Raw genomic sequence first — 17,243 nt, 5'->3', positions numbered from 1 at the left:
CGGTCGATCCGAATGGAGCCGCCCTTTTCATGACAGGGCCTTGCGCCAGATATGACGTGGCGTCCGCCCAAGCGGGCGCACCAGACTTAACCCTACAGCATCTGACAAAATGGGGAATTGCCTTGGCCAGTGACGAACGCGGTACCAAGCGGACATGCCCGGTGACGGGCAAGAAATTCTATGACCTCAACAAGGATCCCGTGGTCTCGCCTTATACCGGCAAGTCCTATCCCTTGAGCTTTTTTGAAGCGGCCCAGGAAAAGGCCGCCGTCAAGTTCGGCGCCAAATCGCGCAAGGACGAAGACGAGGACGAGGACGAAATCGAACAAGCCGATGTGGACGTGGCCGCCGAAGAGGCGGGCGCCGAAGTCATCTCGCTCGACGATGCCGAAGACAGCGACGAGGACAATGGCGACGACGATCTCGCCGATGTCGAGGATGTCGAGGTCGACGAAGAGCTGGGCGGGGACGACGACGACACGTTCCTGGAAACCGACGACGAAGACGACGAGATCGATTTCGACGTCGAGGTGGACGAGGACGAGCGGTAGTTTTTCTGCCTCACGGGCCGCACCGCGAAAGCCATGACGGGCTAAACCGCCCTATGGCTTTCGCTGGCCCTCCGGCGGGGCGCGCGAAACGTCGCGCGGGGTCCTCGCCTGCGTCCGGTCTGCCTCACGGGCCGCGCCTGCGGCTCGTTCTTACGGGCATTTTCCGGAGGACTCGGGCGGTTTTTCGGGGCTCATGAAAAATTTGCGACGCTGGATGATTTTTGCTCTTGCGTCGTAAAACACTTCTCACTAGGTTCCGCCCGTTCGCACGGGGACGCCGCGTGAACCACCCAGGGCCGCCAAGCGCGGCGCCGATCTGATGGGGCCATAGCTCAGCTGGGAGAGCGCCTGCATGGCATGCAGGAGGTCAGCGGTTCGATCCCGCTTGGCTCCACCATTCGCTTTCCAATGATTGTGTTCCTGGCAGACGTTCGCGATGCGAATGGTTTGCTTTGCCTCACGGGCCGCTCCGCGCGTCCCAAAGTGGTCCACTCGATATCTGATGCTTGCACCGGGTGCCGCAGCGGGTAGGCTGGCGATCTCTAAGGAGTTGCCAATGCCGCCCGTCATTCCCGATCCGGAAAAGATCCGTCCGTTCGTCGATTTCAAGGCATTCTACGACTGGCTGGCCCAGCATGGGGCCGAGTGGGACGAGGTGTGGGTGCAGTTCTACAAGAAGGCGTCGGGCCTGCCCACGCTTTCCTACGAGGATGCGGTGCGGGCGGGGCTGTGCTGGGGGTGGATCGACGGGATCAAGAAAAAGCATGACGAGGTATCGTTCGTCTTGCGCTTTACCCCGCGGCGCAAAAAATCGATCTGGAGCCGGATCAACACGCGGCATGCCGAAAATCTGATCGAAGAGGGGCTGATGCGCGAGCCCGGCCTCATCCAGATCCAAGCGGCAAAAGCCGATGGGCGCTGGGAGGCCGCCTATGCCTCGGGGGCCGAGTTCACCATGCCCGAGGATTTCGTGCGCGCGGTCGAGGCCGACCCGGCGGCGCTCGAAACCTACAAGACGCTCAACAGGGCCAATCTCTTTGCGCTGGCGTTTCGCATCAACAACGCCAAGAAGGCCGAGACGCGGGTGCGCAATATCGAGAAATTCGTCGCCATGCTGGCCAGGGGCGAGACGCTACACCCCAATGGGAAGGGCAAATAGCTATTGCACCAGCGCGGCGTTGCGGCAATCGAAGCCGTGCAGCGCCACATCGACCTCGCCGATGCCGATGCCCAGAACGTCGAGGATGGCGACCAGCACGTGATCGAGCACGCCGATCACCGGCGCGATGAGGGCCGAGACGGTACCAAGGAGCCCCGAGAGCAGCCCGCCGAGGAGATTGATGCCGATGATTTCGAGATCGAGCTCGAGATCGGAAAGAAGCGAGGTGGTGAGCTCCGATAACGGCGTCGTGGTGCGGGCGGTGTAAACCTTGCCCGCTACGGCATCGGCGGCGGTGAAATGGAGGGGAACGGGGCTGGTCTGGGACATGGAGACGTCCGCATAAGCCGTGACGCGCACCAGGCCGCCCAGGAGCGAGAGAATTGTGGTCTTTTCGATGGCCAATGGCCGGCGCGTATCGAGAAAAGACGACTGGGCGGTGTGGCCCACCGCGAGGCGCAGGACGCCGGGGCGCGCGGCGACGGTGGCGCGGCCCAGATCGGGGCGGCCGGGCGGGCAGGTGAGGCTGGCCAGATGGGCTTCGGCCGGGGCCAGTTCGACATAGACCGGAAGCCCGACCGAGAGCAGCCCCAGATCGGCATCGTTCTCGAGCAGGGAAATATCGAGCCGCAGGCGGGTTTGCGCCGTGCGCAGATAGGCGCCCTCGCCCGAAAGGGTGAACCAGCCGCCGTGTGGCGGCTCCCCGATCACCAGATCGACATCGATGCCGGTGAGGCCGGCGACGTTGAGGCCGAGATCGAGGCTGACATGGCGCTCGCCATCCGCCACCAAAGCGGCGGCGGTCAAAAGGCCCAGCGCATCGACACTGGCCTTAACGGCCGCGGACGTGCCGAGGGCGAGATTGGCCAGGCCGTCGGCGACGATGAGGCGGGCCATATCGACCGTAATGGAATCATCGATCAGGCTGGCCAGTTCGAGCAGCACGGCGTTGTTGCCGGCGGCCGAGGCGAGGGCGACCCCGATATCGCCCAGGCTCACTTGCGTGTCGAGCAGGTCCGAATAAGTGCCTGCCGTCAGCCCCAGTTCGAGGGCCAGGGCATCGAGGAAATCGAGCAGCCCCACATCGAGGCCGATGATCTGGTCGTAGTTCATGAGCGAGAGGGAGATTTCCCCGCCCAGGAGTCCTCCCAGAATGGCGTTGAGCAGACCATCATTGAGGCTGGCGAGGCGCGAGCCGATGGACCAGGCGGCCATAGGGGTGGCACTGGCTGTGGCCGAGACGCCCAGGCTAGGCGATTGAAAGCCGAAGATCGAAGCGAAATGGACGCGGCCAGGGTGGCGCAGGGTGACGCGGGCGGCGTTGGCCGGGCCGGTATCGGGGGCAAACCGGTCGGCGGGGCCCAGGTTCGGATCGGGGCTGTAATGGTCGGTCTGGACGAGAACGGTTGGCGGCAGGGGATCGTACCCCGCGTCGAGCAGCGCCCGCTCGACGCGCTCGGCGGCGTCGGCGGGATCGCCGGCGGCGTGGATGGCGGCAAGATCGGCAGCCGATTGCAGGCGGCGCTTTTCGAGATGGAGGGAAGCCTCATCGACCGCCAGGGCGGCAACGCCGATGAGGATCGGGGCCACGGCGGCGAAAAGGGTGGCGACATTGGCGCGGATGTCGATGGCGAGACGGTGGAGGAGCACCAGCATCGTCAAACCCCGCCATTGCGGATGGTGGAGGAAAAGGCGATGCGGCTGTCGGGCAGGGGAAGCGGGGGATAGAGGTTCCAGATGGGGAGCGCGGAAGCGTCATCGGAGAGGCTGACCAGGAACTGGTCCGGGTCGAGGGGGCTGGGGGCGGCGGCGAGGGTGAGCCGGTCGGGATCGAGAAGGACATAGGCGCCGCCATTGTTGGCGACAAAAGCCTCGGCCAGAGCGGTGCGTTCGGTGCCGGTCAGCCCGGCCACCGCAGCGCGGGCGGCATCGGCGGCCAGTTGTTGCACAGCATGGGCGGCGCCGAAATAGATGCCATAGGCCAGGGCGCCGAAGACCAGCAGCAGGAACACCGGCGCGATGAGGGCGAATTCGACCGCCGATGCCCCACGGAGATCACTCACAAATCTCCAGCGCCGTTTCCGCGGCATTTGTCCGCCCCCTCACGCCAATTCGGTCCCGATCATCGGATGCGGCGATGTGCGGCGGAGTTTATGGGAGCGTGGGTAGAAATCCGCAGGGCATGTAAAAGAGTTTCAACCTAAGCGGAAAGTTTTGGCAATTTTCTCTAAGGCGCTGCCACCCCATCCTTTGACCGTCACGGACAAGGAGTTGAACCGATGGACAGGCAAAGGACGGCATTGGTGTTGGGCGCCACGGGCGGCGTGGGCGGAGCGATCGCCAAGGCGCTGGTGGCCAAGGGATGGACGGTGCGCGGCATGGTTCGCGACCCTGCCGCAGCGCAAGCGAAAGGGCTGGCGGGAATCGGCTGGGTCAAGGGCGACGCCACTGTGCGCGGCGATGTGGTCGCGGCGGCCGAGGGTGTCTCGGTCATCGTTCATGCGGTGAACCCGCCGGGCTATCGCGATTGGGACAAGGTGGTGCTGCCGATGATCGACAACACCATCGCCGCTGCCAGGGCGGCGGGCGGGGCGCGCGTGGTGTTGCCGGGGACCGTCTACAATTTCGATCCGGCGACGACGCCGCTGTTGTCCGCGAACAGCCCGCAACGGCCCAAAAGCCACAAGGGCAAGATCCGCGCCGAGATGGAGGCGCGGCTGGAGCGGGCGGCGCCGGAGGTGCCGAGCCTGATCCTTAGGGCGGGCGATTTTTTCGGCCCCGAGGCGCGCTCGAACTGGTTCGGGCAGGCCATGGTGGCGCCGGGCAAGCCGGTCAGCCGCATCGTCAACGTGGCGCGCGGGGCGGGGCATAGCTGGGCGTATCTGCCCGACCTTGCAGAGACGTTCGCGCTGCTGCTCGAGAGCCGCGAAAGGCTAGAGCCCTTCGAGCGGGTCCAGTTCGAGGGATTTTACGACGCCGATGGCCGGGGAATGATCGCAGCGATCGAGCGGGTGGTGGAGCGCGAACTGCCGGTTCGCCGCTTTCCCTGGTGGGCGATGCGGCTGCTCTCCCCGTTCGGCGGCTTTCCCCGTGAAGCGGCCGATATTGCCGCGATCTGGAGCCACCCCATGCGGCTCGACAACCGCCGCCTGGTGGAGCTGCTGGGGGCGGAGCCGCGCACCCCGCTCGATACCGCCATGCGCGACACGCTGGTTGCCATGGGCTGCATCGATCGTAGCGACCCGCGCGCAACCGCGTTGCTCAGCGCCTGACGCTTCAGACCCGCGTCCCAGCGGCCATGAGCAGCGGTTCGAGATGATCCTCGAACAGATCGGGCGGAATGGCACCGGGGCGCGGGGCATAGCTTTGCTCGGCGTCGAGCGAGATGGCGAGGAAACGGTCGATGCCGGCCATGCCGTCCGGGTCGGCGAGGGGATAGAAGCCATCGGCGAGGCGTCGGCGCAACTCGTGCTTGGTGGCCACCATGCGCTCGGTGACGCCGGGACCGTTGGAGACCGAGACGGGCATTTTCACATAGTCATGGAGCGGCGTCCCGACGTGAAAACAGGCCGGGACCGTGACGAAGATCTTCAGGAGAAAATCGAGATCGGTCATGCAGGGCAGGGACGGATCGTAGCGCGGATCGGCGCGGCGGCGGTCATGGACCAGCATCGAATCCATGGAAAAATTGACGAATTTGTACTGCCCGGGGGTCAGAAGCCCATCCTCGCCCCTGGCGATATGGCGCAGGTGAGTGCCGTCGGGGAGCGTCACATCGAGCGCGCAGGACGCCAGCCCGTGCCGGGCGGCGAGTGGGACCATAATGGCCAGCTTTTCGGTCTTAAACGCGTCATCGGCATCGAGAACCGCGGCGATGGGATAGCGCGCCGCATCGAGCCCCATATTGCGGGCCGGGGGCGAACCGCCGCCGATCAACCCCGATTCGAGATGGCGAATGCGCGGATCGGCGATGCCGGCGCGGCCCAGAACGGCCTCATAATCGCAGCCATCGTCGGATATGATGATCAATTCGAAGTGAGAATGGGTCTGGGCGAGCGCGGCGGCCACGGCGCGGGCGATGGTCGCCTGCGCCCTATAGGCGGGCATGATGATCGATACGGGCTCGTTGGGCACTCTCGCTTCCCTTGAACGGTTCGGCCCAAAACCCATATCATAGGCAATCGGCGAAAGGCGCCTATGAGAGGGCCAACGCCGCAATATGTTGCTTGGGTATCAAGGACATGAACGACCGATGACACGGGTATCGCTGTTTTCCGCCCCCTTCCTTTTGGGCTTCGATACGTTTGAAGAGCGTTTCGACCGGCTGCAACGCGCTTCCGAGGGCTATCCTCCCTACAATATCGAGCGGGTGACCGCCGAGAACGGGGACGAGACCTACAGGATCGCCATTGCGGTCGCCGGGTTCGCTCGTAACGATCTGGAAGTGATTGGGGAGGATAATCAGCTCATCGTGCGGGGCCGGCAGACCGAAGATGGTGCGCGCCAATACCTGCATCGCGGCATAGCCGCCAGGCAGTTCCAGCGCACCTTCCTGCTTGCCGAAGGCATGAGGATAGAGGGTGCCGAACTGAAAGACGGCCTCCTCGTTATCACCGTATACCGGCCCGTCACCGAACCGGTGACCCGCCGTATCGACATCAGGTCGGTCGAGTAGAAAGGTATGCGTTATGAACAAACCGATTGAAAAAACAGCGTTCACCGACGCCCATCTCGGCGTCTCGGCCGAACCCTTGCGCGCGCTGACGGCGGCGCAGTTTGCCGCGCTGGGCGCGGGCGACATCGTTTTCTGGAAGCAGATGGATGCCGGCGATCTTGTCGACTTCATTCCCCAGGCGGCCATGGCTCCCGCCGATCAGAGGCTCGAACTCCTGATGAGCGCCGATGGCGCTCCGGTACTTATCGCTGATTCACGTGAAGCGATCATGGACTGGATCGAGGGCCACGAGGTGCGGCTGGCCACTTTGCATTAGTGAAGGGCAGGACGGTCGCGGCGGGCACAAACGCCCGCTTCGGTCCCGGAAGCCTTGCGGGTCCCCGGGTCAAGCCCGAGGACGGGGATGGCCGGCAGCAGTGTTCGTGCGCGCGATTAGTCCTATACCCTCCTCGTCATTGTCGGGCTTGACCCGACAATCCGCGACGTCTCACCAAGCTTCCGAAGATGTAATGCAAAAGGCCGCCAATTGGCGGCCTTTTTTATTCTCAAGCGGCGTGGGTGGCTTCGAGCGGGGTTGTGAGGATATCGCGAAGCTTGTCGATTTCCTTGGTGGTGCGCAGCTTTTCCACCACGCCATCGGCACGCAGCAGGCGCGCCACGCGGCTCAGGGCCTTCAAATGATCGGCGCCCGAGCCCTCGGGCGCGAGCAGCATCACCACGAGGTCCACCGGCTGATCGTCCACCGCATCGAAATCGATGGGCTGGGCGAGCCGCACGAACAGCGCCGTGACGTGAGGCAGGCCCTTGATCTTGCCGTGCGGGATGGCGATGCCATTGCCCAGCCCGGTCGAGCCGAGTTGCTCGCGATTCTGGAGCGTTTCGAAGACCAACTGGGCGTCCAGCCCGGTGAGTTCGGCAGCGCGATCGGCCAAAAGCTGGAGAAGCTGGCGTTTGCTCGCGACCTTAGCGCAGGCGATGATAGAGTCCTGCGACAGAATGTCAGCAAGTTCCATTTAACAAACCTTTGGAGTTGTTTTCGCGTCTATGACGGCCGTGCAATCCGTGCTGCGCCCGCACCATGACCAATTGTCCTTTACAAGAGGTTGGGGGCGTTTTCATTGTTCGTCGCGCTCCATGGCAACAATTGTCGCCTCGAACCGCTTCATCGCGCGTCATGTCTCTGACAGGGCCGGATCAATCCATCCGATGTTCCCGTCGGGCCGGCGGTAAACCACATTCATGCCGCCGTGTCCAGCATGGCGGAACACAATTACGTCGGATTGGGCGAGATCGAGTTCCATCACAGCTTCGCCCACGCTCATGGTGCGAAGGTTCTGCGTGGTCTCGGCAATGACGGGCGGCGCGAAATCCTCGTCGAGTTCGATATCGTCGCTAGGCGCCGCCAACACATAGGCGGCATAGCCGCCATCGCCGCTTCCATTGACCAGGCGCCGGTGATTCTTGAGCTTGCGCTTGTAGCGCCGCAGGCGCTTTTCGATATGGGTCGCCATATCTTCATAGGCGGCCGTGGCATCATTGGCCGAGGCGGAAGCCTGCAGCACGATGCCGGTATCGAGATGGATCATGCAATCGGCGCGGTAGCCGATTCCCTCCGGCTCGAGGGTCAGATGGCCGTCATATCCACCATCGAAATACTTGCCGACCACGGCGTCGAAGCGTTCGGTTGCCGTGCCCCTCAATGCATCGCCGACGTCCATGTTTTTGCCAGATACACGCAAGCTCATGATGGCCTCCTGGTCTGGTTGCGTATGCCCGGCAAGGGACTTGGGCCCAACGGTGCCGGGCAGGGCGAGTCTAGACCCCATCGCGGGCCCTTGGCAATCGCAAGAGAAATCGCATCGGGGATTTTGACCCACCCGGTGGATAACCATGAGAGCAAGCCCGGCGTTCCGCCCCGGCACGCAAAATTTCCCGCCCGGAGCGCTGCTTGTTTCCGGGGCCCTTGACCGGTATAGTCCGGGCCAAGAACTTAAACCAAAAGGCGAAAACAAGCCGATGACTGCACCGATCCGGGCCGAGGCGCATCCCTCACGCGGCCCGTGCCTCATGGCCGTGCTGCGCATGGCCGGGCTGCGGCCCACCCGCCAGCGTCTGGCGCTGGCCGAACTCCTGTTTTCCGGCCCCCACCGGCACGTCAATGCCGAACAGCTCCATTCGGAAGCCGAAACGGCGGGCGTTTCGGTATCGCTGGCCACCATCTACAATTCGCTGCACCAGTTCCGCCAGGCCGGGCTGTTGCGCGAAATCTCCGTCGATGCCTCACGCAGCTATTTCGACACCGACACCACCGATCACCACCACTTCTTTATCGAAGACGAGCAGCGGATCGAGGACATCCCTTCCGATTCCATCCGCATTGCCGGGATTCCCGATGCCCCCGAGGGCATGGCGGTGACCCATGTGGACGTGATCGTGCGGGTCAAGAAGGTGGGCCGGAACGGCTAGGGGCGTCCGCCGACTCGCTCAGTCGAAGACTTCTCCGGCATAGACGCCCCAGAGCGTCTCCTGGGCGACAAAGCCCTGATAGGTCGTGGCACGCCCATCGGCACCCGTGTGGCTGAGCCGGATTTCGCAGGCGCTCGCATCGCAGGAATGGACGGCGACCAGCATGGAGGGCGCGAGCCAGGCGCGGACCGCCGCGTCCTGCTGGGGCCCGACGCGCAACGCAATCGAGCCCTCCGCCTGCCAGGGCGCGACCAGCGCGGTGCGATCGCCCACCACAAGGTTCTGATGCACCCAGCCCTCATCGCCTTCCACATCGCGGATGCGGCGCCAGGTATCGAACTCGGCGGTGATTTCGACGGGCACGCCCGGCCGCACGAACGTGAAAGCGATATCGTAATTGGTGCCCGGGCCGACCCGGACATTGACCGGGGCGTTGCGGATGGAGACGAAGCGCGGCACCGGCAGGCCGCTGGACCGGCCGACCTGGGTGGCCTGCGCCTGAGCGGGGGCTATGGTTCCGGGGCTGGCGAAAAGCACAAGCAGGGCACAAAGGGGTGCAAGAAAACGCAAGGGATAACTCATCAAAAACGATACCGGTGCGCCGGGGCAGAACTTGGGAAGGCTTTGCAGCACGGCGCTTTTTCCCTAACAGTACCGGAGCGAACTTAATGGTCGCTGAAAACCGATAAACGGCACTTCGGGTAGGGCGCAAAAATGGTGAAGGTGTGACCCGGGACCGGGCCAAAATCGTCGTTTCGCGACGCCTGCCCGAAGCCGTCGAGGCCCGCATGGCGGCACTATTCGACGTGAGCTTCAACCAAAGCGACGTCCCGCTCGACGCGCCGGCGCTGCTGACCGCGCTCCATGACGCCGAGGTTCTGGTTTCCTCGATCACCGATCGAATCGATTCAGGCCTGATCGCCCAGCTCCCCGCATCGGTCAAACTCATCGCCCAGTTCGGCAACGGGTTCGACAACGTCAATATCGAGGCTGCCCATGCGGCCGGGATCACCGTCACCAACACGCCTTCGGTGCTGACCGAGGACACAGCGGACATGGCCATGGCGCTGATGCTTTCGGTGCCGCGCCGGCTGACCGAGGGGGCGCAGGTGCTTTTGAACGACGGCACCTGGCCGGGATGGTCGCCCACCTGGATGCTGGGGCGGCGGCTGGGCGGCAAGGCGCTCGGGATCGTGGGGCTGGGGCGGATCGGCACCGCCGTCGCGCGGCGGGCGCGGGCCTTCGGGCTGGCCATCCACTATTGCGGACGCACGCGCAAGCCACCGCAGATCGAGGAGGCGCTGGGGGCGACCTGGTGGGATTCGATCGACGAGATGGTGGAGCATGTCGACATCATCTCGCTGCACACGCCCCACAATCGCGACACCTTCAACATCCTTTCCGCCGACCGGCTGGGCCGCCTGCGCGACGGGGCGTTCGTGGTCAACATTTCGCGCCCCGAGCTTGTCGACGAGGACGCGCTGGCCGACCTCGTGGCGAGCGGACATCTTTCCGGCGCCGCGCTCGACGTTTTCGAGCACAAGAAGGGCGCCAATCCCAAGCTGGTGGAGCTGGCGCGGGCCAACAAGGTGATCTTGACCCCGCATATGGGCTCGGCGACGCTGGAATCGCGGATCGAGATGGGGGAGACGGTGATCGTCAACATTCGCACGTTTCTGGACGGACATACCCCACCACATCGGGTTTTGCCCGACGGGCGATCGCCGATTTAGGAGGCTGGAATGGCCCAATTCGACGCCGAACTGAAGCTGCCGGAGGATTTTGCCGCGGCGCTGGAGGCGCATCCTGAAGCCAGGAAGCGGTTCGCCGCGCTGCCCCATGGCCTCAAACGCCACCATGTGCTCGATATCGAGGCGGCCACGACCGAGGAGACACGCCAGCGCCGGATCGAAAAGGCGATCGCGGCGCTGTTGGCGCTTTAAAGGTATCCCACGAGCGCCGGCGCCTGATCCTGCCTGTCATGCAGCCCGTCCTCATAGATGATCGGGGCGGCATCGAGCTCTTCGGGCGTAGCATCGAGCGTCGAAACGTTGACGGCGTGGAACCAGCCATTGAAGGGCGCGAATTCGAGATAGCCGCGGGAAAAGAGCTGCGTGCCGCAGCTTGTGCAGAACATATGGTCGATATGCCCAGCAGGCCATGAGGAGGGCTCGGCGGCATAGTGGCCGATATGCTCCTCCCCTTGCGTCACCGCAACCGAATCCCCATAGGCGAACGCCTTGCGATAGCCGGTCTTGAAGCAATATGTGCAGTTGCATTTGCGGATCCCCTCATCGAGATCGATGGGGGCGGTGAAGTGGATGGAGCCGCAATGGCAGCTCCCCGTATAGATCCTTTCCATCACGCTGCTCCGATCAGAGGGCGAAGAACTCGGCCAGCACCGGCGCGATGATCTCGGCGGCGGGGTCGTGGCCCTGACCCTGCAGGGTTTTCCGCGTGGCGTTCGGCAACGCGGCAGCGGCGGCATCGGCTCCCGCTTCCATGAAAGCAAAGCTCTTGTCGCCATTGACCACCAGAACCGGCTGGGCGATGCCGCGCCAGCGGGTCTTCATGTCACCCTTGGTGGCTTCGGCCATGACGCGATAATCATGGGCAATGGTGGTGCCCACCGCCGCAAAGCCGGCCCAGGCCGGGCTGGCCTTGAACCCCGCGACGTCATCGTCGGACGCTCCCACCGAGCGCATGAAGGCTTCCATGGCCCCGGCGCCATCTCCATTGGATTTGAACGCCTCCATTTCGGCGAGCTCGGCGAAGGCCTCATCGCGCGATTGCGCTCCGTTGATGGGTGGCTCGTAACAGATGACGCGGGTCACCTTTTGGGGCAGGGCCGCGGCGGCTTCGAGCGCGAGAACGGCGCCCGAGCTCATGCCGTAAAGCATGGCAGTACCACCCTGAGCGTCGATCAAGGCCTCGATATCCTCGATCTCGCGCATGGGAGCATAAGGCTCGGTATTGCCGCTTTCGCCCCGGCCGCGGCGATCATAAATGAGCACGGTGAAGCGGTCGGCCAGAAGATTTGCGAGCCTGGGTGTGTCCTGATCGACGGCGCGATACTGCGTGGCGCCGGCAACGCAGATCACCAGCGGGCCGGTGCCGTGCGTTTCATAGCCGATCCTGGTTCCGTCGGCGGACGTGACGATGGGCATGGTTCAAGCTCCCTTCCGGGCGGCAAGCTGGGCGTCGAGCTTTTTGTGCAGATCGTAGCCTTCATCACCCTCGGCGCCGAAATCTTCGAGCTCATGCATCTGGCGAATCTCGAAACGGTCCTGACCGTGGGCGATGGGGCATTTGGCGACCCAGTCGATGGCCTCCTGGAGCGAGGCGCATTCCCATATCCAGAAGCCGGCGATCACTTCCTTGATCTCGGCGAACGGGCCATCGGTGACCAGCGGTTTGCCGTCGATGACCTGCACCCTGGCCCCCTTGGCGCTCGACATCAGCCCGGCGCCGTCGACCATGATGCCGGCCTTGATCAATTCCTCATTGTAGCGGCCCATCTTCAAGAGCAGGCCTTCCTCGGGCGCGACGTCGGCCTCGCTCTCGGCGGACGCCTTGATCATCACCATGAAGCGCATTTTTCTCTCCCTTGTCGGTCATGCACGTCCATAGGACGTGCCCGGTCTCGGCGATCCGACAGCAGAACACGAAAAAATCACAAGGGCGAGAAAACAAAAAACCCGGCGCTCCTTTCGGGGCGCCGGGCCGATGCATTCCAGATTAGAGAAGCCGCGCGATTACTCGGCGTCTTCTTCTTCCTTGGCGCGTTCCTTGCCCGTCTCCTGGTCGACGACCTTCATGGACAGGCGCACCTTGCCACGCTCGTCAAAGCCCAGGAGCTTGACCCAGACCTTGTCGCCTTCCTTGACCACATCGGTGGTCTTGCCCACGCGCTGGTCGGCAAGCTGGGAGATGTGCACGAGGCCGTCGCGCGAGCCGAAGAAATTGACGAACGCGCCGAAATCGGCGGTCTTGACCACGGTGCCCTGGTAGATCTCGCCCACTTCGGGCTCGTCGGTGATCGACTTGATCCACTTGATGGCCGCATCGATCTGCTTGCCATCCGAGGAGGACACTTTCACCGTGCCGTCGTCCTCGATGTTGATCTTGGCGCCGGTCTTTTCGACGATCTCGCGGATCACCTTGCCGCCGGTGCCGATCACTTCGCGGATCTTGTCGGTCGGGATCTTGATGGTCTCGATGCGCGGAGCGAATTCGCCCACTTCCGAACGGGCCGTGTCGATGGCCTTGGCCATTTCGCCCAGGATGTGGGTGCGGCCGTTCTTGGCCTGGCCGAGGGCGATCTTCATGATCTCCTCGGTGATGCCGGCAATCTTGATGTCCATCTGGAGCGAGGTGACGCCATCGGTCGTACCGGCCACCTTGAAGTCCATGTCGCCGAGGTGATCTTCGTCACCCAGGATGTCGGACAGCACGGCGAACTTGTCACCTTCCAGGATCAGCCCCATGGCGATGCCGGCAACGGCCTTCTTCATGGGAACGCCCGCATCCATCAGCGCCAGCGAGGTGCCGCAGACGGTCGCCATGGAGGACGAACCGTTGGATTCAGTGATCTCGGAAACCACGCGCAGGGTATAGGGGAATTCCTCGGCCGAGGGACGGATCGGGTTGATGGCGCGCCAAGCGAGCTTGCCGTGGCCGATCTCGCGGCGGCCGGGGGAGCCCATGCGGCCGGCTTCACCGACCGAATAGGGCGGGAAGTTGTAGTGCAGCAGGAAGTTCTGCTTATAGGTGCCCTCGAGGGAATCGATGAACTGCTCGTCATCGGCCGTGCCGAGCGTGGCAACCACCAGCGCCTGGGTTTCCCCGCGCGTAAAGAGCGCCGAACCGTGGGTGCGGGGCAGGACGCCGACTTCGGCGACGATGGGGCGCACCGTTTCGAGATCGCGCCCGTCGATGCGGGTCTTGGTGTCGAGGATATTCCAGCGCACCACCTTGGCCTGGAGCGACTTGAACACGGCGCCGACCTGCTCGGGGGTGTATTTGGCTTCCCCCTCCTCGAGGATGAAATGCGCCTTGACCTTGGCCTTGGCGGCATCGACGGCGGCGTAGCGGGTCTGCTTGTCGGTGTTCTTATAGGCTTCGCGCAGATCGGCCTCGATCACCGAGAGCATCTCGGCTTCGAGAGCGGACTGATCTTCGGGTTCGAATTCGCGCGGTTCCTTGGCGGCCAGTTCGGCGAGCTTGATGATCGCGTCGATCACCTTCTGGCTCTCCTTGTGGCCGAACATCACGGCGCCCAGCATCACCTCTTCGGAAAGTTCCTGGGCTTCGGATTCAACCATCAGGACGGCGTCGGCGGTGCCTGCCATGACGAGGTCGAGCTTGGAATCGGACTTCTTGTCGATGGGCGTGTTGAGAACGTATTCGCCATCGATATAGCCGACGCGGGCCGCGCCGATCGGGCCCATGAAGGGGACGCCCGAAATGGTGAGCGCGGCGGAAGCGGCGACCATGGCGAGCACGTCGGGCTCGTTTTCCATGTCGTGCTGGAGCACGGTCACGATCACCTGGGTCTCGTTCTTGTAGCCATAGGGGAACAAGGGACGGATCGGGCGGTCGATCAGGCGCGAGATGAGGGTTTCGGCCTCGGTCGGGCGGCCTTCGCGCTTGAAGTAACCACCGGGGATCTTGCCGGCGGCAAAATACTTTTCCTGATAGTTGACGGTCAGCGGGAAGAAATCGATGCCGGCCTTGGGCTCCTTGGCCGAAACGACGGTGGCCAGAACCACGGTTTCGCCAAGGGTGGCGACGACGGCGCCGTCAGCCTGGCGGGCGACCTTGCCGGTTTCCAGCGTCAGGGGCTGACCGCCCCAGTCGAGTTCGACTTTGTGGTGGTCGAAATTGATTGTCATAGAACGTTCCTTTTTATGCGGAGCGGCCTCGACGCGCTCAGTGAAAGCAGCATCGATGCGGCACTCCGCAAATGGCGCCAGAGGCAGCCCTCAGGACTTTTTCGGAACATGGACAAGATGGCGAGAGGCTCCGCCTGGACTGCGTCAGTCCGAAGCCTCCGGCGATCCTGCCATGCCCCGCCCCTTGAGTTAAGGGCGCTTCCGGCAGTTGTTTGCCCACCGGCCCCATTGCCGATGGACGATACGACACGGGGCCGGCCTTACGGCCGACCCCGCACCAGACTTGGCCTAGCGGCGGATGCCGAGCCGTTCGATCAGGCTCTGGTACCGCGCTTGGTCGCCGCGCTTGACATAGTCGAGAAGCGAACGGCGGGTCGAAACGAGCTTCAAAAGTCCACGGCGGGAGTGGTTGTCCTTGCTGTGGGACTTGAAGTGCTCGGTCAGGTTGTTGATGCGCTCGGTGAGGATGGCGACCTGGACTTCCGGAGAACCGGTGTCGCCGGCCTTGGTCGCGTATTCCGCAATGAGTTCAGCTTTGCGCTCAGCAGTGATCGACATCGAAAAATCCTTTCAAATATAAGGAGTTGAGTGACGCCAAAACCGGGATGCCGTCCAGGAATGGCCGTTTTAAATCCAGAGCGGGAACCGCTCCGATGGCGGTCATATAGGGTATCGGGGGGCAAATGAGAAGTTTTTTCTCATTTGCCGTGTGCCGGGTGGCCGCCTCAACGCTCGGGTTTGAGCTCGTCGGGCGTGGGGGCGTCGCGATCGGGGTCGATCTGATCGAGGGGGATGGAGAACACCCATTCGATGCCGTCGGGATGAACGATGCGCTCGACATCGGCCTTGAGCGCGCTCGCGACCATGGTTTCGAGCACCACCGAGCCAAATCCCTTGCGTTCGGGGGGCGGGGTGAAATCGGGCACGGTTTCGCGCCAGACAAGATGCAGCCGGCCCCCGCCCGCCCTGTTCCAGTTGATGGTGAGCTTGCCGCCCTCGCGCGAGAAGGCGCCATACTTGGCGGCGTTGGTGGCCAATTCGTGCGCCGCCATGCCCAGGACCTGGGCGGCCTGGACGTTGAGATAGACGTTGACCCCGGTTTTGGTCACCCGGCTGGAGTCCTCGGGGCGGAAGGGATCGATCTGGGTGCCGAACAGATCACGCAGGCCGATGCCCTGGGTGCCGTGAGCCAGCAGCAGATCTGTGGAGCGGGCGAGCCCATAGAGGCGATTGTTGAAGCTTTCGACGAATTTTTCCACGCTGTCGGCGCCGCGCGCCGTCTGCTTGGCCATGGCGGCGATGACAGTCAATTGGTTCTTGGAACGGTGCGCCACCTCGCGCATCAGGAACCGCGCCTCGGTTTCGGCCTGGCGGCGCCTGTCGCTGGCGTCCGCCAGGGCCTGGGAGACGACGGCGAGTTCGTGGACGGGATAGGGGATCGGGCCGATCTCCTCGCCGGCGCCCATGGCGCGGGCCTGCCGGGCGAGGCCGCGCACCGAGGATGCGATCTGCCGCGCGACGACGGCGGCGGCGGCCGCCGCCAGCCCCACGATCAGAATGGCACCGAGCAGCAGCCACAGCAGCGTCGTGCGCAGGGGTTCGGTGACCACCGAGGTGGGCGCCCAGGCCACCACATACCAGCCCGTGAGGATCGAATATTGGGTGATCGCCCGGTAATCCTCGCCGGCAATGGAAATATCGCGCCAGCCGGTTCCCGATCCGGAGTTTTCGCTCAAGGGAATGAAGAACGGCTCGCCCATGCGGGCGGAATCCTGGGAGGCTACAAGAACGGTGTTATTGGAATCGACAAGGGCCACATGCCAGCCCTGGGGCAATTCCCGCGTCAACAGCGCATTGGTGAGCGAGGCGGCATCCTGGGTCAGGATGGCGAGCTGAGGCGGGGTGATCTCCGGCCTCTGGCGGACAACGTTGAAAACGTAGTTTTCCGCCGTCTGGCCGTAAAAGACGTTGGAAACCACGGCGTCGGGCGTTTCCAGCGCGCGGCGGGCGGTCTCGATCTCGGAGATCGGGCCCAGGGGCGTGCCGAATTCGACACGCGTGTTGAGGAGCTGATTGAAATTCTCATCGGCCAGAATGAAGAACGATCCGGTGCCCGAAAGCGCAGTGCGCGCATGCTCGTGAAATTGCGCCAGATCGCCATCGGAAAGGGCCTCGATGCTCATCAGCACCCTTTGGGTGGTGATCATGCCCGAGATCTCCCTTTCGACCGCCTGCACCACCGAGCGCGTGGTGGCGACGGTGAAGGTTTCGACGGTTTCCTCCTGGGCCACGTTGTGGCGGGCAAGGAGCACGGCAGTGAAAGCCGTGGCCGGCAGGACGATCACCACCACCAGAAAGGCGAGATAGAAAATGATGGGGACCGAACGGGGCGGACGGATAGGCGCCTGCCCAGGCTCCGATACGGCCTTGTCGGTGTCGTTCTCTAGCGCGGACTGAGACATCGTCGAGTGGCCGAACCCTGTGGACACTCAAACCTT

20 protein-coding genes and 1 tRNA gene are annotated in these 17,243 nt (G+C 63.6%); 9 read left to right on the top strand and 12 right to left on the bottom strand.

Annotation, left to right across the window (positions count from 1 at the left end; genetic code table 11):
• Window positions 1-122 precede the first annotated feature (122 nt).
• The 3 genes from NO932_RS00610 (at window position 123) to NO932_RS00600 (ending at window position 1,710) form a co-directional block, all read left to right on the top strand.
• On the top strand, window positions 123-551 hold the full coding sequence (locus tag NO932_RS00610) for a TIGR02300 family protein (protein ID WP_309163334.1): 429 nt from the start codon (window positions 123-125) through the stop codon (window positions 549-551).
• A gap of 321 nt (window positions 552-872) precedes the next feature.
• Window positions 873-948: transfer RNA gene (locus tag NO932_RS00605), tRNA-Ala, on the top strand.
• Window positions 949-1,107: 159 nt separating this feature from the next.
• On the top strand, window positions 1,108-1,710 hold the full coding sequence (locus NO932_RS00600; RefSeq protein WP_309209099.1) for a YdeI/OmpD-associated family protein: 603 nt from the start codon (window positions 1,108-1,110) through the stop codon (window positions 1,708-1,710).
• Here the strand turns inward: NO932_RS00600 and NO932_RS00595 are convergent, their stop codons facing one another.
• Window positions 1,711-3,366: a TadG family pilus assembly protein gene (locus NO932_RS00595; protein WP_309209098.1), complete on the bottom strand. Its 1,656-nt coding sequence runs from the start codon at window positions 3,364-3,366 to the stop codon at window positions 1,711-1,713.
• A gap of 2 nt (window positions 3,367-3,368) precedes the next feature.
• Window positions 3,369-3,773, bottom strand: coding sequence for a pilus assembly protein (locus NO932_RS00590; RefSeq protein WP_309209097.1), 405 nt, complete (start codon window positions 3,771-3,773; stop codon window positions 3,369-3,371).
• Window positions 3,774-3,989: 216 nt separating this feature from the next.
• Between NO932_RS00590 and NO932_RS00585 the strand changes: the two genes are divergently transcribed.
• On the top strand, window positions 3,990-4,982 hold the full coding sequence (locus NO932_RS00585) for an NAD(P)H-binding protein (protein WP_309209096.1): 993 nt from the start codon (window positions 3,990-3,992) through the stop codon (window positions 4,980-4,982).
• 4 nt (window positions 4,983-4,986) lie between these two features.
• Here NO932_RS00585 and NO932_RS00580 read toward each other — a convergent pair whose 3' ends face one another.
• Window positions 4,987-5,844: a glycosyltransferase gene (locus NO932_RS00580; RefSeq protein ID WP_309209095.1), complete on the bottom strand. Its 858-nt coding sequence runs from the start codon at window positions 5,842-5,844 to the stop codon at window positions 4,987-4,989.
• Between the two features lie 118 nt (window positions 5,845-5,962).
• Between NO932_RS00580 and NO932_RS00575 the strand changes: the two genes are divergently transcribed.
• Both NO932_RS00575 and NO932_RS00570 read left to right on the top strand, forming a co-directional pair.
• On the top strand, window positions 5,963-6,385 hold the full coding sequence (locus NO932_RS00575; RefSeq protein ID WP_309163343.1) for an Hsp20 family protein: 423 nt from the start codon (window positions 5,963-5,965) through the stop codon (window positions 6,383-6,385).
• Window positions 6,386-6,398: 13 nt separating this feature from the next.
• Window positions 6,399-6,701, top strand: a complete 303-nt coding sequence (locus NO932_RS00570; RefSeq protein WP_309163345.1) for a DUF1150 family protein — start codon at window positions 6,399-6,401, stop codon at window positions 6,699-6,701.
• 229 nt (window positions 6,702-6,930) lie between these two features.
• On the opposite strand, the gene ptsN is transcribed toward NO932_RS00570, so the two are convergent.
• Window positions 6,931-7,398: a PTS IIA-like nitrogen regulatory protein PtsN gene (gene ptsN, locus NO932_RS00565; RefSeq protein ID WP_309209094.1), complete on the bottom strand. Its 468-nt coding sequence runs from the start codon at window positions 7,396-7,398 to the stop codon at window positions 6,931-6,933.
• A 159-nt stretch (window positions 7,399-7,557) separates the two neighbouring features.
• A complete protein-coding gene (gene hpf, locus NO932_RS00560; protein ID WP_309163347.1) occupies window positions 7,558-8,130 on the bottom strand; it encodes a ribosome hibernation-promoting factor, HPF/YfiA family in 573 nt (190 codons plus the stop codon).
• A gap of 271 nt (window positions 8,131-8,401) precedes the next feature.
• Here hpf and irrA point away from each other — a divergent pair, with 271 nt between their 5' ends.
• Complete coding sequence (irrA, locus tag NO932_RS00555) at window positions 8,402-8,851, top strand: iron response transcriptional regulator IrrA (RefSeq protein ID WP_309209093.1); 450 nt, start codon at window positions 8,402-8,404, stop codon at window positions 8,849-8,851.
• An 18-nt stretch (window positions 8,852-8,869) separates the two neighbouring features.
• On the opposite strand, the gene NO932_RS00550 is transcribed toward irrA, so the two are convergent.
• Window positions 8,870-9,421 (bottom strand): SH3 domain-containing protein, encoded by a 552-nt coding sequence (locus NO932_RS00550; protein ID WP_309209092.1) that lies wholly within the window; start codon window positions 9,419-9,421, stop codon window positions 8,870-8,872.
• 155 nt (window positions 9,422-9,576) lie between these two features.
• On the opposite strand from NO932_RS00550, the gene NO932_RS00545 reads away from it, so the two are divergent.
• A complete protein-coding gene (locus NO932_RS00545; protein ID WP_309209091.1) occupies window positions 9,577-10,584 on the top strand; it encodes a D-glycerate dehydrogenase in 1,008 nt (335 codons plus the stop codon).
• Between the two features lie 9 nt (window positions 10,585-10,593).
• Window positions 10,594-10,794, top strand: a complete 201-nt coding sequence (locus NO932_RS00540) for a YdeI/OmpD-associated family protein (RefSeq protein WP_309209090.1) — start codon at window positions 10,594-10,596, stop codon at window positions 10,792-10,794.
• On the opposite strand, the gene NO932_RS00535 is transcribed toward NO932_RS00540, so the two are convergent.
• From NO932_RS00535 to NO932_RS00510, 6 genes are all read right to left on the bottom strand, one after another.
• Window positions 10,791-11,213 (bottom strand): GFA family protein, encoded by a 423-nt coding sequence (locus tag NO932_RS00535; protein WP_309209089.1) that lies wholly within the window; start codon window positions 11,211-11,213, stop codon window positions 10,791-10,793. The two genes, NO932_RS00540 and NO932_RS00535, sit on opposite strands and share 4 nt — an antisense overlap.
• Before the next feature lie 13 nt (window positions 11,214-11,226).
• The gene (locus NO932_RS00530; protein ID WP_309209088.1) at window positions 11,227-12,018 is read right to left on the bottom strand and encodes an alpha/beta fold hydrolase; all 792 of its coding nucleotides are present in this window, start codon (window positions 12,016-12,018) and stop codon (window positions 11,227-11,229) included.
• Window positions 12,019-12,021: 3 nt separating this feature from the next.
• A complete protein-coding gene (locus NO932_RS00525) occupies window positions 12,022-12,447 on the bottom strand; it encodes a YciI family protein (RefSeq protein ID WP_309209087.1) in 426 nt (141 codons plus the stop codon).
• Window positions 12,448-12,606: 159 nt separating this feature from the next.
• A complete protein-coding gene (gene pnp / locus NO932_RS00520) occupies window positions 12,607-14,745 on the bottom strand; it encodes a polyribonucleotide nucleotidyltransferase (protein ID WP_309209086.1) in 2,139 nt (712 codons plus the stop codon).
• A 288-nt stretch (window positions 14,746-15,033) separates the two neighbouring features.
• Window positions 15,034-15,303: a 30S ribosomal protein S15 gene (gene rpsO, locus NO932_RS00515; RefSeq protein WP_309209085.1), complete on the bottom strand. Its 270-nt coding sequence runs from the start codon at window positions 15,301-15,303 to the stop codon at window positions 15,034-15,036.
• 167 nt (window positions 15,304-15,470) lie between these two features.
• Window positions 15,471-17,207, bottom strand: coding sequence for a sensor histidine kinase (locus tag NO932_RS00510; protein ID WP_309209084.1), 1,737 nt, complete (start codon window positions 17,205-17,207; stop codon window positions 15,471-15,473).
• Window positions 17,208-17,243: the final 36 nt, after the last annotated feature.

It is taken from the genome of Pelagibacterium sp. 26DY04 (assembly GCF_031202305.1).
In the GTDB taxonomy this organism is placed as follows: Bacteria; Pseudomonadota; Alphaproteobacteria; order Rhizobiales; family Devosiaceae; genus Pelagibacterium.
The sequence above is the reverse complement of the archived record's forward strand: the minus strand, read 5'-3'. Positions and strand labels throughout refer to the sequence as shown.